The organism is Bradyrhizobium sp., from assembly GCF_030697065.1.
Lineage (GTDB): Bacteria > Pseudomonadota > Alphaproteobacteria > Rhizobiales > Xanthobacteraceae > Bradyrhizobium.
Genome location: NZ_JAUYQU010000140.1, coordinates 42,881 through 59,283 on the forward strand (window position 1 = coordinate 42,881; position 16,403 = coordinate 59,283).

Below are 16,403 nucleotides of genomic sequence, written 5' to 3' on the forward strand. Positions count from 1 at the left end.
GTCTCGAGGGGTCGGCAGGCAAATCCCCATTTATGATTCCGGATATTAGACTAAGGTCACGGACCAGATTCAGCAATTCATCAGGAAATCGCGATGCCAAAGCTCAGCCGTGACGGGATCGACATCTACTACGAGGTTCACGGCTCCGGCCCGCCGCTGTTGCTGACCCACGGCTATTCATCGACCGGCGAGATGTGGCAGGGCCAGATCGAGGCGCTGTCGAAAAATCACCAACTGGTGTTGTGGGACATGCGCGGTCATGGCCGCTCCGGCTATCCCGACGATCCCTCCGCCTACAGCGAAGCAGCGACGGTGGCCGACATGGCCGCGCTGCTCGACGAGGTCGGCGCTCCCCGCGCCATCGTCGGCGGGCTGTCGCTCGGCGGCTATATGTCGTTGGCGTTCTATCGCGCGCATCCGGAACGGGTGCGCGCGCTGCTGATCATCGACACCGGCCCCGGATTCAAGAAGGACGAGGCCCGCGAGGCCTGGAACCAGCGCGCGCGGGAGACCGGGGACCGCTTCGAGCGCGAGGGGCTCGCCGTGCTGAAATCCGCCAGCCGCGAGCGCTCCGAGGTGAGCCATCGCGACGCCTCGGGACTGGCGCGCGCCGCGCGCGGCATGCTGACCCAGCGCGACGCCCGCGTCATCGAATCGCTGCCCGATATCAGGGTGCCGTCGCTGGTCGTGGTCGGCGCCGACGACACGCCGTTCCTCGCCGCCTCCGACTACATGGCGGCCAAAATTCCGGGAGCCGTGAAGGTGGTGATCCCCGCCGCCGGCCACGCCGTCAATATCGACCAGCCGCAAGCCTTCATCGACGCGGTATTGCCCTTCCTCGGCAGCCTCGACGCCAAGGCAACGCCGAAGGCCGCGTCATGAGGCCAATCGCCGCCGCCATCCTCGTTGCGGTGCTGGCAGGAATGCCGGCGGCCGTCCATGCGCAAGGACTTCCACCGTTTGGCGGTCCCTTCCCGCCGCCGTTCGTCGAAACGTCATCGAACAATACGCCGCTGGCCTTCGGCATGGATGCCGGGGATGCCGCTCGCGCGCTCGGCGTTCCGCTCGCTTACATCAAGGGCCGCCCGGGCAACGAGATCTTCCTGGCGTTCCGCGACATCGGCGGCAGCGGGCTGTTTCCGCACCGTCACCGGCTCTATCTGCAATTCCGCGGCGGCCGGCTGGCCGGCTGGAAAGGCGATTGGGGCCATAACTGGATGTGGCAATAGCGGCGCGCCGCGGCGCTTTCTCGACCGTGCTCGAAAGATCAACTCTCAACCAAGGGATGACCCGTGGGACAACAGATCAAACTGACAGCTTCGGATGGTTTCCAACTGGGCGGCTACCGCGCCGACCCCGCCGGCGCGCCGAAGGCGGCGGTGGTGGTGATCCAGGAAATCTTCGGGGTCAATCATCACATCCGCGCGGTCTGCGACCGTCTCGCCGGTGAAGGCTATGTCGCGATCGCGCCCGCGATCTTCGATCGCACCCAGCCCGATTTCGAGTGCGGCTATTCGCCGGACGAAGTGGCGACGGCGCGCAAATTCATCGCCAGTCCCGACTGGGCGGCGATGCTGCGCGACACCCAGGCTGCGATCGATGCCGTCAAACATATCGGCCCGGTCGGCATCATCGGCTTCTGCCTCGGCGGCAGCATCGCCTATGCCGCCGCCACGAAACTCCAGGGCCTGAAGGCTGCGATCGGCTATTACGGCGGCGCCATCGTCCGCTTCGCCGACGACCGGCCACAGGTGCCCACGCAACTGCACTTCGGCGAGAAGGACGCGGGGATTCCGCTTGCCGACGTAGAAACCATCAGGGCGAAACGGCCTGAGGTCGGGATTCATGTGTATCCCGGCGCGCAGCACGGTTTTCATTGCGACGAGCGGGCCAGCTACGACAAGGCCAGCGCCGACATCGCCTGGCCGCGCAGCATGGCGTTTTTTGCGGAGCATTTGAGGTAGTAAGCCCGGCGTCATTCCGGGATGGTCCGCAGGACCAGACCCGGAATCTCGAGATCCCGGGTTCGCTCGTTTCACGCGCGCCCCGGGATGACGAAGTACTTCGTCAGAACCAGCGTTCGCCGACCACCACGGTATCGCCGGGGCTGATGGCGGTGCCGAGCGGCACCACGGTGCGCATCGAACCCGCCGCATCGGTATGGGTGAGCGTGACGCGATCGCGGCGGGCGCGGGGCGAGAAACCTCCGGCGATCGCTACCGCGCTTTCGACCGACATGTTGGGCACGTAGGGGTATTGCCCGGGAGCGGCGACCTCACCGAGGATGAAGAACGGCCGGTAGGCCTCGATCTCCACCGCCACCGACGGCTCGCGGATAAAGCCGTTGCGCAGTTTGGCGGTGATGTCGGCGGCGAGGCGCGCGGGCGTCTTACCGCGCGCCGGCACCGCGCCGATCAGCGGCATCGTGATGGAGCCGCCGGCGTCGATGGCGTAGGTGTTGGTGAGACCTTCCTGGCCGTAGACCACGACCCGCAGCCGGTCGCCGGCATCGAGATGGTAGGCTGTGTCGTGGGCCACGGGAATCGGCATCGGCATCGGCGCGGCCGCGTAGACGACGGCAGGCGGGGCATCGGCCCGAGGTGCGGCAAAGCTGCTGCGAAGTGCCGCGATCGCGCCGCCGCCGGAATCGGCGACAACAGCGGGACGATAGGGCTGCCCGTAGGCGATCGAATCCAGATCGGCTTGCGACTGCACGACCGGCCCGGACGGACGCATGCAGCCCGACAGAGCGAGCGCAGCCATGGCGACAATAACAGGCAGTCGAAACGCGCGCGCAACCCGCACCGGAGCCATCCCTCATAGCGAGACAGCCTAAGTCTTGCACCGCTTATGGTTAATAAATCGTTGGCGCGGGGGATCGGGTGATCACCCTCCCCCGCAGGGGAGGGTGAGAAGTTCACGCGCTGACGCCGGCGCCGATCGGGCAGGACACGCCGGTGCCGCCAAGTCCGCAATAGCCGGCGGGATTCTTGGCCAGATACTGCTGATGATAATCCTCGGCGAAATAGAACTGGCCTGCCGGCGCGATCTCGGTGGTGATGGCGCCGAGACCTTTCACGGCAAGGGCTTTCTGGTAAACCGCCTTCGACGCTTCGACGGCCTTATGCTGCGCGTCGCCGAACGTGTAGATCGCGGAACGATACTGGGTGCCGACGTCATTGCCCTGGCGCATGCCTTGCGTCGGGTTGTGGCTTTCCCAGAACGTCTTGAGGAGTTGCTCATAGGAGATCTTTTTCGGATCGAACACCACCAGCACCGCCTCGGTGTGACCGGTGCGGCCCGAACAGGCCTCCTCGTAGGTCGGGTTCGCGGTGTGACCGCCGGCGTAACCCACGGCTGTGGTGTAGATGCCGTCACCGAGTTCCCAGAATTTGCGCTCCGCGCCCCAGAAGCAGCCGAGCCCGAACACCGCCTGCTCCAGGCCCGCGGGATATGGCGGCTGCAACTGGCGGCCATTGACGAAATGGGTTTTAGCGGTGGGGATCGGCGTCGTGCGGCCCGGCAGCGCCTCGGCGGCGCTCGGCAGGGCGGTGGTTTTGCGCATGAAGAACATGGGGATCACCTCTCGATGTCGAAGGCCACGTTCCGGGTACCCCCGGAGACGCCGCCCTTCGAACGCATCATCTGTAGGTCCAATATAGGTCTTTACGGCGGAAGCGGCAGCCCCGTTACGCTGTCGGGTCGAACACAAGCGCGGCAGCGCGCGGCCGGCTCAGTTCCGGGAATAGCCGATCAGCGGCTTGCGCGGCCGGAACAGCAGCATCAGGAGAATGCCAAGCACGCCCAGCACCGCAAAAACCGGCTGGTCCAGGACCACCCTAACGACACTGGTCCAGAGCCACGGCACGGTGCCCTCGAGCCAGGCCCGGAACGCCTGCTGGCTGGACTGATGGATATCGTTCCAGAACTGGCCAAACTCGGTAAATCGCAGGGTCTGATCGGCGACCCAGCGGGCACCATCATAGACCATGAAGATGAAACCGCCGGCCAGCAGCAAGAGCCCCACAAGTCGGAAGAAACCGCGGATCATGCGTCACCTTGTGTCTGTCGTGCCCCGAACGCGCACAGGGATTACCGGGGCCATCGAGGAAATTCAACCGCTTCAGCAGCTTATCCGGGCTTTCGAGCCCGGTCGCCGGGCGCCCGGGAGCGGCTAAGGCGTTGACGCTGCAAGGCGCGCCCTCTATAAGACCGGCAATGGCGGCGGGCGCAATCCCGCCGCCGCTGTTCTTTGCACGACGCCGTCATGTCAGCCTGTTTGCGTGGCTTGCAATGGCATCTCGGGAACATCCGGAAAACACCAGCTTCGATCAGGCGGTTGAACGGCCGGCGCGCTCAAGCCCGACCAATCAGCGACCGGTCACCGCCGAAGGATATTTGAGAACATGGCCAACACAACTTCCGCCAAGAAGGCGACCCGCAAGATTGCCCGCCGCACCATCGTCAACAAGTCCCGCCGCACCCAGATGCGCGGCGCGGTTCGCACCGTCGAGGAAGCAATCAAGAGCGGCGACCGCGAAGCGGCGCTGAAGGCGATGACGCGCGCGGAGCCGGAACTGATGCAGGCGGCGCAGCGCAACATCATTCACAAGAACAATGCGAGCCGAAAGGTTTCGCGACTCGCGCATCAGATCGCCAAGCTCGCCAAGCAAGACTGATCAAAAAAGACATTCGTCAGGAAAGCCCGGTCACGCCGGGCTTTTTCTTTTTGTACTTGCACCACACCGCCGTGGACATCGCGCGAAAAGCTCGCGCGCCCGTGATTCTACTGGCGTTATGCAGGCAGGCGGGCTTATAAACTTCGCCAGCTTGCAAGCTGCATGATGCTCGGCCGCACTTTGCAAATAGCAACTGCCTCCCCGCCATCGCGCTGCAAAACCGTTCGGGGTTACCCTCTTCCGACGATCAAAAAAAATGGCGCTTGCGTAGTCACTTATCGGCATAGTGGCGACAGCTTGTTGGAAAACTCATTCCCGCCACACTCAATCGTAAACAAATTATGAATTTATTTTAAGCGATTGTCAGAAATGTCACAGCGCTTCGGGGTTTCGAATCTGTGCGCAGATTCAAAACCTTGCCGCTCGCTCCAGAACGCACCGGCTGATTTCGCGGGTGCGAAGTGGTTTTTCCGGCGCTCGCGCTGAATCATTTTCGTTGCGGGAAACAGGGCATGATGTATCTCTTAGGGCGTTCGCGGCGCCCACGGTTCTTCAGACCAGCGCGGTTTAAGAAACGGGGCGGACGTGCAAATCGGCGGCGGTGTGCGCGTTGGCGACGCTTTCCAAGCGATTGTCGGAGTAGACCTCATAGCAATATGAGGAATGTGGTTCTGTGTCGAAATTTCTCAAGTGGGGCATGCTTGTTCCGCTCGCTTCGAACAAGAGAGATACGAGACTGGCCAGCCGGGAATTGCAGGGGCGAAGCACCGGAACAACGGGTTAGAAAAACGGGCTGAACGGAACGGCAATAGCGTCTGAACGATTCCAGGCTTCGGGCGCTGCCGGCTGAATTTGAAACACGCTTAGTATGACACCTCGCCGTGGGCAATCGCGGCGAGAGGGGGAGGCTGTATGCTTTACGGAATCATCGCGGTAATCGACCAGATGCCAGTTGCAACCGATGACGTATTGGACGCCTTAGACGCCGCCTGCACGCGGCCCCCCGCGCGAGCTCCGGACAGACCGTTGAGTATGCGCTGACCTCGCGAACGCTTCTCTCCAGCTGAAGATGTGAGCCAACGGCGTCTCGCCGGACGGCCTGTCTATGGCTGGAGACCAGGCTTCGCTCGAGGTCACGAGCGCGCGGAAACGCGCGCGGCTCCGTCGGGAACTTTCCTCCATCAGAAAAGTCGTCAGAAAATGACAAATATTGAACAGGATCGCTGGTCGCGCGTGCAGGGCCGGCTGCGTTCGAGCGTCGGCGAGGACGTCTATACGAGCTGGTTCGCGCGGATGGACCTGGAGAGCGTGCAGGACGAGAGCGTGCGGCTTTCGGTGCCGACGCGGTTTCTCAAGAGCTGGATCCAGGCGCATTATGCCGAACGCGTTCTCACCTGCTGGCAGGCCGAGATGCCGGAAGTGCACCGGATCGACCTCACCGTGCGCACCGCGATGCGCTGCGCGGCGCCGGCCAAGGAAGCTCCCGTACCGATCGATTCCCGCCGCTCCGAGCGGGCCGACGGCCGCCCCGCGCCCGAATTGCGCGCCACCGCGATCGCGCCGGTGTCCGCCAGCCATGACGCGCTCGGCGGCTCGCCGCTCGATCCGCGCCTGACCTTCGGAAGTTTCGTCATCGGCCGCTCCAACACTTTGGCGCACGCAGCCGCGCGTCAGGTGGCAGAGGGGCGGCGCGGCGACAGCGTGATGTTCAACCCGCTCTACATCCATGCCGGCGTCGGCCTCGGCAAGACCCATCTGCTGCAGGCGGTGACCTGGGCCGGCAATTCCGGCAGCGAGCGCAAGGTGCTCTATCTCACCGCGGAAAAATTCATGTACGGCTTCGTCGCGGCGCTGAAGACGCAGACGGCGCTGGCCTTCAAGGAAGCGCTGCGCGGCATCGACGTGCTCGTGATCGACGACCTGCAGTTCCTGCAGGGCAAATCGACCCAGGCCGAATTCTGTCACACCCTGAACGCGCTGATCGACGCCGGCCGCCAGGTGGTGATTGCGGCGGATCGTCCGCCGTCGGATCTCGAAAGCCTCGACGACCGCGTGCGTTCGCGGCTGGCCGGCGGCCTCGTGGTCGAGATGGGATCGCTCGGCGAGGAGTTGCGGCTCGGAATCCTCAAGTCGCGTGTCGCGGCAGCCCGCGCGCATCACGCCACCTTCGACGTGCCGGCGCCGGTGCTGGATTATCTGGCGCGCACCATCACCCATAATGGCCGCGACCTCGAGGGCGCCATCAACCGCCTGCTGGCGCACTCAAAGCTCAACGCCCAGCCGGTGACGCTGGAAATGGCCGAGCGCGAGGTGCGCGACCTGGTCCGCCCGCAGGAACCCAAGCGCATCAAGATCGAGGACATCCAGCGGGTGGTGGCCCGGCAATACAATGTCAGCCGCTCCGACCTGCTGTCGTCGCGGCGTACCGCGAATGTGGTGCGCCCGCGCCAGGTCGCGATGTATCTGGCAAAGACCCTGACGCTGCGGAGCTTGCCGGAAATCGGCCGCCGCTTCGGCGGACGCGACCACACCACGGTGCTGCATGCCGTGCGCAAGATCGAGGCGCTGGTCTCCCGGGACGTGGCGCTCTCCGAAGAGGTCGAATCGCTCAAGCGCCAATTGCAGGAGTGAAAAAGCCCGGCGGGCCGCTCCACGCTTCGTCCCGGCGAACGCCGGCTCGACGGGAAATCCCGAACTTCTCCGGCGAAACGTGGGGAACGACCGCGCGTTCCGCTTGCGCTGGCGGGCCATCCGCGCCACCTTGCGGTCCCCCCGCGGGTTTGATCAAATCCAGCTCCGATCAGGCTTTTCGGGTTTCAAATGCCGCGGCGCGCCTTTCTGGGCCGCCCGGCTTTTCCATCTTAGGGATCAGGCGGGTATTGCTATGAAGGTCACCGTCGAACGCGCGCAACTGCTGAAATCGCTGGGCCACGTCCATCGCGTGGTCGAGCGCCGCAACACCATTCCGATCCTGGGCAACGTGCTGATCCGCGCCGAAGGCGCCCGGCTGGCGCTGAAAGCCACCGACCTCGACCTCGAGGTGACGGAGACGCTGGCGGCGGAAACCGCCACCGGCGGCTCGACCACCGTGCCGGCGCACATGTTCTACGACATCGTGCGCAAACTGCCCGACGGCGCCCAGATCGTGCTGGAAGGCGACGGCGACCGCGCGGTACTGGCGATCCGCGCCGGCCGCTCCCGCTTCACGCTGCAGACCCTGCCCGAAAACGATTTTCCGGATCTCGCCGCGGGCGACATGACGCATTCCTTCGCGCTGCCCGCCGCCGACCTGAAGCGGCTGATCGACCGCACCCAGTTTGCGATCTCGACCGAGGAGACCCGCTACTATCTCAACGGCATCTATCTGCACGCGGCCGGTACCGCCAAGGCGGCGACCTTGCGCGCGGTCGCCACCGACGGCCACAGGCTGGCGCAGGTCGATCTGGCCCTGCCCAAGGGCGCGGACGGCATGCCCGGCGTGATCGTGCCGCGCAAGACCGTCGGCGAAGTGCTGCGGCTGATCGACGACAATGAGGGCGAGGTCGGCATCGAACTGTCGCAGGGCAAGATCCGCTTCACCATCGGCCATGTGGTGCTGACCTCGAAACTGATCGACGGCACGTTCCCGGATTACGGCCGCGTCATCCCGCAGAACAACGACAAGGAACTGATCGTCGACAAGAAGGATTTCGAGGCCGCGGTGGACCGCGTCTCGACCATATCGAGCGAGCGCGGCCGCGCGGTGAAGCTGGCGCTGTCCGCGGGCAAGCTGGTGCTGTCGGTGACCAACCCGGATTCCGGCAGCGCGACCGAGGAGCTCGAGGTCGAATACGCCTCCGACGCCCTCGATATCGGCTTCAACTCGCGCTATCTACTGGATATCGCCGCCCAGATCGAGGGCGAAGTCGCGGTCCTGAGGCTGGCCGATCCAGGTTCGCCGACCCTGGTGCAGGACAAGGATTCCAAGGGCGCGCTGTACGTGCTGATGCCGATGCGGGTGTAGTAAACGAATTCATTCGTCATTGCCGGGCTTGACCCGGCAATCCATCCTCTTCGGAAAAATGACCTATTGGGTGTACATTCTCGCCAGTAAACCCGGTGGAACGCTGTATATCGGCGTGACGAACAATCTGGTGCGGCGCGTCTACGAGCACCGTGAGGGCCTGGCCGAGAGTTTTACCAAGCGGTACGGCATCAAGACGCTGGTATAGTTCGAAGCGCACGAAACTATCGCCGCAGCGCTTCAACGCGAAAAGAACATCAAGCATTGGTCGCGCGAGTGGAAAATCGATCTGATTGTTGCAAGCAATCCGGATTGGCGGGACTTGTACGAAGAGATTGTCCGCCGACGCGGACGATGGATTGCCGGGTCAAGCCCGGCAATGACGAATGACATGACCGCCTCCCGCATCCACCGGCTGACGCTGACGCACTTCCGCAATTATCGCGCGGCGAGCCTGCAGACGCGCGGCGATGTGGTGGTGCTGGTGGGGCCGAACGGCGCCGGCAAGACCAACTGCATCGAAGCCATCTCGTTCCTGTCCCCCGGACGGGGCCTGCGCCGCGCCACGCTCGATGACGTCGCCGATATCGAGGGCGACGGCTCCTGGGCGGTGTCCGCCGAGGTCGAGGGCGCGCTCGGCCTCGCCACGCTCGGCACCGGCATCGACCCGCCCGGCAGCGAGGGTGCCGCGACCAGCCGGCGCTGCCGGATCGACCGCGAGCCGGTCGGCTCCGCCACCGCATTCGGCGATCATCTGCGCATGGTGTGGCTGACGCCGTCGATGGACGGACTTTTTCTCGGCGCGGCGTCGGAGCGGCGGCGGTTCTTCGACCGGCTGGTGCTGGCGATCGACTCGGAACATTCCAGCCGGGTGTCGGCGCTCGACCGCTCCCTGCGCTCGCGCAACCGGCTGCTGGAAGTGCGCAATTACGACGACCATTGGTGCGACGCGATCGAACGCGAGACCGCCGAACTCGCGGTCGCGGTCGCGGCGATGCGCAGCCAGACCGTGACGCGGCTGGCCGCGATGCTACGCGAACGCGGCGACGCCTCGGCGTTTCCTTCCGCAAGGATCATGCTCGACGGCTGGATGGAAAACGCGCTGGTCAACGAGCCCGCCACCGCGGTGGAGGATCGCTACCGCGCGATCCTGCGCGCCGGCCGCGCCCGCGACGCCGCCGCCGGCCGCACCCTCGACGGGCCGCATCTGACCGACCTGCAGGTGATCTACGCGCCGAAAAACATGCCGGCCCGCGACGCCTCCACCGGCGAGCAGAAGGCGCTGCTGATCGGCCTCGTGCTGGCACATGCGAGCCTGGTCGCCGAGATGACCGGCATCACGCCGCTGCTGCTGCTCGACGAGGTGGTCGCCCATCTCGACCCCGGCCGGCGCCGATCGCTGTTCGACGAACTCGCCAGGCTCGGTTCGCAGGTCTGGATGACCGGCGCCGACCCCGCGGCATTCGCCGACATCGGCACGTCAGGCGAAGTTTTCGAGGTCGATTCCGGCCGGATCGCCCGCCCCGGCTGAGCCAGCGGGCCGACCTGCCTGCAGGCCGGACGGCACGCGAAATCCGCTCCGTCCCGATCAAGAATCAGCTTGCCGGTCGCGCTTTTGCGACGCCTCCGAATCGGCTTCTGCCCGCCTTGAAAAATCTTCAAAAAATCCCATTTATTCAATAGCTTGCTGATAGATACTTTGCGCTAGGCGCATTGTCCCTTTCATGGCACAAATAGACCGATCAGCGCCCTCTCTTGCGCCGCTGATTCGGGACATCCTCGAAGGCCTCACATGACAGAACCTGCCCGGCAAACCATCGCCGACACTGAGCATTCCATCCCTATCGAATACGGTGCGGAATCGATCCGGGTTTTGAAAGGCCTCGACGCCGTGCGCAAGCGGCCGGGCATGTATATCGGCGATACCGATGACGGCTCCGGCCTGCATCACATGGTCTATGAAGTCGTCGACAACGCCATTGACGAGGCGCTGGCCGGCCACGCCAGCGCGGTGGAGGTCCTGCTCAACGCCGACGGCTCGGTCACCGTGCGCGATGACGGCCGCGGCATTCCCGTCGACATCCACAAGGGCGAAGGCATTTCCGCCGCCGAGGTCATCATGACCCAGCTGCATGCCGGCGGCAAATTCGACCAGAATTCCTACAAGGTGTCGGGCGGACTGCACGGCGTCGGCGTCTCCGTCGTCAACGCGCTGTCGGAGAAACTGCAGCTCCGGGTCTGGCGCGACGGCAAGGAGCACTTCGTCGAGTTCGCCCATGGCGACGCGGTGGCGCCGCTCGTGGTGGTCGGCGACGCCAACGGCAAGCGCGGCACCGAGGTGACCTTCCTCGCCTCGAAGGAGACGTTCACCAACGTCGAATACGACTTCGCGACGCTGGAGCACCGGCTGCGCGAGCTCGCCTTCCTGAATTCCGGCGTCAATATCGTGCTGTCCGACATGCGCCATGCGGTCGAGAAGCGCGAGGAGATGCGCTACGACGGCGGCGTCAACGAGTTCGTGAAGTATCTCGACCGCAACAAGAAGCCGATGGTGCCCAGCCCGATCATGATCAATGCCGAGCTCAACGGCATCGGCGTCGAGGCGGCGCTGTGGTGGAACGACAGCTACCACGAGAACGTGCTGTGCTTCACCAACAACATTCCGCAGCGTGACGGCGGCACTCATCTGGCGGGTTTCCGCGGCGCGCTGACGCGCCAGGTCAACGGCTATGCCGATGCCATCGCCAAGCGCGAAAAGATCGCGCTGACCGGCGACGATTGCCGCGAGGGCCTGACTGCGGTGCTCTCGGTCAAGGTGCCGGATCCGAAGTTCTCCTCGCAGACCAAGGACAAGCTGGTGTCCTCCGAGGTGCGGCCGGTGGTCGAAAACGTGCTCAACGAGGCGCTGGCCGCCTGGTTCGAGGAACACCCCGCCGAGGCCAAGGTGATCGTCGGCAAGGTGGTGGAGGCCGCCGCCGCGCGCGAGGCCGCGCGAAAGGCGCGCGAGCTGACGCGGCGCAAGGGCGCGCTCGATATCGCCTCGCTGCCCGGCAAACTGGCCGACTGCCAGGAAAAGGATCCCGCCAAGTCCGAACTGTTCATCGTCGAGGGCGATTCCGCCGGCGGTTCCGCCAAGATGGGCCGCAACCGCGAATTCCAGGCGGTGCTGCCGCTGCGCGGAAAAATCCTCAACGTCGAGCGCGCGCGGTTCGACAAGATGCTGGGCTCGGAGCAGATCGGCACCCTGATCACCGCGCTCGGAACCGGGATCGGCCGCGACGATTTCGACCTGTCGAAGCTGCGCTATCACAAGATCATCCTGATGACCGACGCCGACGTCGACGGCGCCCATATCCGCACCTTGCTGCTGACCTTCTTCTTCCGCCAGATGCCGTCACTGATCGAGTCCGGCTACCTCTATATCGCGCAGCCGCCGCTCTACAAGGTGACGCGCGGCAAGTCCGAACAGTACCTGAAGGACGAACGCGCGCTGGAAGACTATCTGATCGCGACCGGTCTCGACGACTGCGTGTTCAAGCTGGCATCCGGCGAGAGCCGCGCGGGCCGCGACCTGCTGGCACTGGTGGAGGATGCCCGCGCCATCCGCGGCACGCTGCACAATCTGCACAGCCGCTATAACCGCAAGGTGATCGAGCAGGCCGCGATCGCCGGCGTAATGAGCCCGAAAATCACCGGCGACCTCGCCACCGCCAACGCGGCCGCGGATTACATCGCGCGCCGGCTCGACGCGCTGGCCGATGAAGTCGAGCGCGGCTGGACCGGGCGCTTCACCGAGGGCCAGGGGTTCCTGTTCGAGCGCACCGTGCGCGGCGTCAAGGACGTCGCCATGATCGACGACGCGCTGCTCGGCTCGGCCGATGCGCGCAAGCTCGACGATTACGCGGCCAGGCTGCAGGAAGCCTATCCGAAGCCTGGCTTGCTGCGCCGCAAGGACACCGAGACCGCGATCCACGGGCCGGTCAGCCTGTTCGAGGCGGTGACCGACGCCGGCCGCAAGGGCGTGACGCTGCAGCGCTACAAAGGCCTCGGCGAGATGAACCCGGGCCAGCTCTGGGAAACCACCCTCGACACCAATGAGCGCTCGCTGCTGCAGGTCAAGATCAAGGAAGTCGACGAGGCCGACGACATCTTCACCAAGCTGATGGGCGACGTGGTCGAACCGCGCCGCGAATTCATCCAGGACAATTCACTCAGCGCCAACGTCGACGTGTGAGCAACGAGCCGATGCCGCCCCTTCAATACATCGTCGAGGGCGGTCACCGGCTTTCGGGCACCATCGAGCCGTCCGGCAACAAGAACGCCGCGCTGCCGATCATCGCGGCGGCGCTGCTGACCGAGCATCCGGTCACCCTGGAGAACGTGCCGCGGATTCGCGACACCGAAACGCTGGTCGAACTGATCCGCTCGGTCGGCGCGTCGGCCGAATGGCAGGCGCGCAATACGCTGGCGATCCACGCCAAGAACATTCGCGCCGCCGATCTCGATCCGGTGCTGTGCGCGCGGATCCGCGCCTCGATCCTGCTGGCGGGACCGCTGCTGGCCCGTTGCGGCGAGGTGATGCTGCCGCCGCCGGGCGGCGACGTCATCGGCCGGCGCCGTCTCGACACCCATTTTCTCGCCTTCGAGCAGCTCGGCGCCACCGTCACCGCCACCGACCGGCTGGAGTTCCGCGCCAGCCGTCTGAGCGGCGCCGACGTGTTCCTCGACGAACCCAGCGTGACGGCGACGGAAAACGCGCTGACCGCCGCGGTGGCGGCGCACGGCACCACCTACTTGCGCAACGCCGCCTCGGAGCCGCATGTGCAGGACCTCGCGCATTTCCTGGTCGCGCTCGGGGCCGATATCGAGGGCATCGGCACCAACACTATCATCGTGCACGGACCGGCGACGCTCGGCCCGGCCAGCTATACGATCCAGCCCGATCACATCGAGGTGGGCTCGCTGATCGGCCTCGCCGCGGTGACGCGTTCGCCGCTGCGCATCGCGCGGGCCGGCGTCGGGCATCTGCGCTCGATCCGGATGGGATTCGAGCGTCTCGGCATCGTCTGCGAAGTCGAGGGCGACGACCTGATCGTGCCGGCCGACCAGACCCTCAAGATCAGGGACGATTTCGGCGGCCATGTGCCGAAACTCGAGGATCAGCCATGGCCGGCATTCCCGGCCGACCTGATGTCGATCGCGATCGTAACCGCCACCCAGTGCGACGGCGTGATCCTGATGTTCGAGAAGATGTTCGAGTCGCGGATGTTCTTCGTCGACAAGCTGATCGCGATGGGCGGGCGCATCGTGCTGTGCGATCCGCACCGTGCCATCGTGGCGGGACCGAGCCGGCTGCGCGGCGCGCTGATGACCTCGCCCGACATCCGCGCCGGCATGGCGATGTTGCTGGCGGCGGTGTGCGCCAAGGGCGTCAGCACCATCAACAACGCCGACCAGATCGAGCGCGGCTATGAGCGCATCGACGAACGCCTCAATGCACTGGGGGCGAAAATCACCCGCGTGCCGGAGCGGGTAAGGTAAAAGCCTTCATCTTCGAACCGTTTGTCCTGAAAAGAAATTGATCCGTCGGGAGCCACTTGCCTCCGAACCGCCATACGCCGAAGGCAAGCGAGCGCGGAAAGACCTCCATAATAAATTTCCCGCGTGATGCACGTCGCGATAATGCAACTTCTGCAGCAGGCAAGCTCCCAAATCCTCGGGCAGAACAGACTTATTGTCCTGACAATTGCCCACCGCAATAGCATATGACGGCTTTGCTGATGACCAAGCCAGGTGTGATCGAGCGGGCTTGTTCGCCGATATTGGCCTACGGAGGTGTTAGTCTGCTCCCATGACTTCCCTTGATAAGATCGAGCCGGCACCGGTCCGCGCCGCCGCCTCCAGCCACCACCTCGTCATCGAGCTGGCCGAGACGCTGAAGCTCGCGGTGCCGATCGCGCTGACGCAGCTCGGGCAGATCGCGATGATGACCACCGACCTGGCACTGGTCGGACGGCTCGGCGACGGGGCCGTGGCCGCCGCGGCGCTGGCGAGTTCGGTGTTCTTCATCACCTTCACCTTCGGGATGGGGCTGGTGTCCGCGGTGGCGCCGCTGGCGGCGCAGGCGTTCGGCGCCCGCAATCCGCGGATGGTACGGCGTTCGCTGCGGGTCGGGCTGTGGGCGGCGCTGCTGATTTCGCTGCCGTTGATGGCGCTGCCGCTTTATGGCGAGCAGATCCTGCTGACGCTGGGCCAGCAACCGGCGACCGCGCGGCTGGCGCAGGAGTATCTCATGGGCCTGGCGTGGGGCATCGCGCCGGCGCTGTGGTTTCTCGCCATCCGCGGTTTCATGGGCGCGGTCAACCGGCCGGAGCCGGGATTGTGGATCACGCTGGTGGCGATACCGGCCAACGCCGTGCTGGTCTACCTCCTGATCCACGGCGAATGGGGATTGCCGCGGCTGGAATTGTTCGGCGCCGGCCTCGCCACCACCATCATCAACTTCGGCATGTTTCTGGCGGCGCTGTGGTTCGCGCACAGCCGCAGGCCGTTCCGGAAATACCAGGTGCTGGGCCGGATCTGGCGCATCGACTGGACGCTGATGCGGCGACTGATCGTGATCGGCGCGCCGATCTCGATCTCGTTCCTGCTGGAATACGGCCTGTTCGCCGCGGCGGCATTGCTGATGGGCCTGATCAGCACCACCGCGCTGGCGGCGCACCAGATCGCGCTGCAGGTCACCGCCATCCTGTTCATGGTGCCGTTCGGCATCGGCATAGCCGCCACCGTGCGGGTCGGCCATGCCGTCGGCCGCAACGATGCGGCGGCCGTCAGGCGGGCGGGCTTCGTGGCCACGCTGCTCGGCATGGCGCTGGTCTCCGCCCTGACGCTGGCCGTCATCCTCTGCCGGTTTGATATCGCGCGGTTCTTCTTCGGCGAGGCGGTCGAGAGCGGAGGTCGCGTCATCGAACTCACCGCCACGCTGCTGATGGTGGGCGCGACGTTCTTTGTCGCCGATGGCATCCAGACGGTCGCCGCCGGCGCGCTGCGCGGCATGAGCGACACGCGGATCCCGCTGTTGTTCGCGGCGATCAGCTACTGGCTGATCGGATTTCCGGCCGCCTGGGGGCTCGCCTTCTGGGCCGGATGGAGCGCGATCGGGGTCTGGATCGGGCTGTCCTGCGGCACCGCTGTCTATGCCTTGCTGCTGGTGCTGCGCTTCCGGCTGCTGGCCAACCGGCTGGCGCTGCGATAGGAGGGGCGATGAAGGTCCGCGAGATCAAACCCGCCGTCGATGCCGGTGCGCTGCTGGCCGGCGCGCAATTTTCGGATGCCTTTGGCCTCGAGGTCGACGGCCGCGCGCTCGATGCGCGGCGGGCCGCGGAGCGGATGATGGCGCGCGCGCCGCGATGGGTCGACGCGCTGCTGACCCTGCGCAATATCCTGGTGGCGCCGTTCGGCCTGAAGAAATCGGGTGCCGCGGCCACCGCCCGGGACATGATCGGGATCTTTCCGGTCATCAGCCAGACGCCGGAGCGCCTCGTCGCCGGCTTCGATGACAGCCATCTGGATTTCCGTGTCGTGGTCGACGTCGCGCCCCACGGCACCGGCCAGCAGGTCACCGCGACCACGCTGGTCAGGACACACAACCGGCTGGGGCGAACCTATCTCGCGGTCATCCTGCCGTTCCACCGGCTCGTGGTCCGCAGCATGCTGGCGCA

At 65.3% G+C, this 16,403-nt stretch carries 14 protein-coding genes and 1 pseudogene; 12 read left to right on the forward strand and 3 right to left on the reverse strand.

Annotated elements, in window-relative coordinates; translation table 11 throughout:
* Positions 1-93 precede the first annotated feature (93 nt).
* The 3 genes from Q8R73_RS11405 (at position 94) to Q8R73_RS11415 (ending at position 1,964) form a co-directional block, all read left to right on the forward strand.
* Positions 94-882 carry an alpha/beta fold hydrolase gene (locus Q8R73_RS11405; RefSeq protein WP_305719643.1) on the forward strand — a complete coding sequence of 263 codons (789 nt, stop codon included), beginning with the start codon at positions 94-96 and terminating at the stop codon, positions 880-882.
* Positions 879-1,229 (forward strand): hypothetical protein, encoded by a 351-nt coding sequence (locus Q8R73_RS11410; RefSeq protein WP_371126081.1) that lies wholly within the window; start codon positions 879-881, stop codon positions 1,227-1,229. The genes Q8R73_RS11405 and Q8R73_RS11410 overlap by 4 nt, the downstream gene beginning before the upstream one ends.
* A gap of 63 nt (positions 1,230-1,292) precedes the next feature.
* Positions 1,293-1,964, forward strand: coding sequence for a dienelactone hydrolase family protein (locus tag Q8R73_RS11415; protein ID WP_305719644.1), 672 nt, complete (start codon positions 1,293-1,295; stop codon positions 1,962-1,964).
* A gap of 103 nt (positions 1,965-2,067) precedes the next feature.
* Here the strand turns inward: Q8R73_RS11415 and Q8R73_RS11420 are convergent, their stop codons facing one another.
* The 3 genes from Q8R73_RS11420 to Q8R73_RS11430 form a co-directional block, all read right to left on the reverse strand.
* Entirely contained in the window at positions 2,068-2,763 is a 696-nt protein-coding gene (locus Q8R73_RS11420) for a polysaccharide biosynthesis/export family protein (RefSeq protein WP_305719645.1), read from the reverse strand.
* Positions 2,764-2,917: 154 nt separating this feature from the next.
* A complete protein-coding gene (gene msrA / locus Q8R73_RS11425) occupies positions 2,918-3,574 on the reverse strand; it encodes a peptide-methionine (S)-S-oxide reductase MsrA (protein WP_305719646.1) in 657 nt (218 codons plus the stop codon).
* Positions 3,575-3,733: 159 nt separating this feature from the next.
* On the reverse strand, positions 3,734-4,051 hold the full coding sequence (locus Q8R73_RS11430) for a hypothetical protein (RefSeq protein ID WP_305719647.1): 318 nt from the start codon (positions 4,049-4,051) through the stop codon (positions 3,734-3,736).
* A 355-nt stretch (positions 4,052-4,406) separates the two neighbouring features.
* Between Q8R73_RS11430 and rpsT the strand changes: the two genes are divergently transcribed.
* The 9 genes and pseudogenes from rpsT to Q8R73_RS11475 all read left to right on the forward strand — a co-directional run.
* Positions 4,407-4,679 carry a 30S ribosomal protein S20 gene (gene rpsT / locus Q8R73_RS11435; protein ID WP_305719648.1) on the forward strand — a complete coding sequence of 91 codons (273 nt, stop codon included), beginning with the start codon at positions 4,407-4,409 and terminating at the stop codon, positions 4,677-4,679.
* Between the two features lie 1,200 nt (positions 4,680-5,879).
* The gene (gene dnaA / locus Q8R73_RS11440; RefSeq protein WP_305719649.1) at positions 5,880-7,310 is read left to right on the forward strand and encodes a chromosomal replication initiator protein DnaA; all 1,431 of its coding nucleotides are present in this window, start codon (positions 5,880-5,882) and stop codon (positions 7,308-7,310) included.
* 253 nt (positions 7,311-7,563) lie between these two features.
* Positions 7,564-8,682 carry a DNA polymerase III subunit beta gene (gene dnaN, locus Q8R73_RS11445; protein WP_305719650.1) on the forward strand — a complete coding sequence of 373 codons (1,119 nt, stop codon included), beginning with the start codon at positions 7,564-7,566 and terminating at the stop codon, positions 8,680-8,682.
* A 58-nt stretch (positions 8,683-8,740) separates the two neighbouring features.
* Positions 8,741-9,025: pseudogene (locus Q8R73_RS11450) on the forward strand (GIY-YIG nuclease family protein); the annotation flags it as partial.
* A 48-nt stretch (positions 9,026-9,073) separates the two neighbouring features.
* The gene (gene recF, locus Q8R73_RS11455; protein WP_305719661.1) at positions 9,074-10,213 is read left to right on the forward strand and encodes a DNA replication/repair protein RecF; all 1,140 of its coding nucleotides are present in this window, start codon (positions 9,074-9,076) and stop codon (positions 10,211-10,213) included.
* A 261-nt stretch (positions 10,214-10,474) separates the two neighbouring features.
* The gene (gene gyrB, locus Q8R73_RS11460) at positions 10,475-12,916 is read left to right on the forward strand and encodes a DNA topoisomerase (ATP-hydrolyzing) subunit B (RefSeq protein ID WP_305719651.1); all 2,442 of its coding nucleotides are present in this window, start codon (positions 10,475-10,477) and stop codon (positions 12,914-12,916) included.
* Positions 12,917-12,927: 11 nt separating this feature from the next.
* Positions 12,928-14,223 carry a UDP-N-acetylglucosamine 1-carboxyvinyltransferase gene (gene murA, locus Q8R73_RS11465; RefSeq protein ID WP_305719652.1) on the forward strand — a complete coding sequence of 432 codons (1,296 nt, stop codon included), beginning with the start codon at positions 12,928-12,930 and terminating at the stop codon, positions 14,221-14,223.
* 310 nt (positions 14,224-14,533) lie between these two features.
* Entirely contained in the window at positions 14,534-15,937 is a 1,404-nt protein-coding gene (locus Q8R73_RS11470; RefSeq protein WP_305719653.1) for an MATE family efflux transporter, read from the forward strand.
* A gap of 8 nt (positions 15,938-15,945) precedes the next feature.
* On the forward strand, positions 15,946-16,403 hold a 458-nt coding region (locus Q8R73_RS11475; protein WP_305719654.1), incomplete at its 3' end, for a DUF2867 domain-containing protein.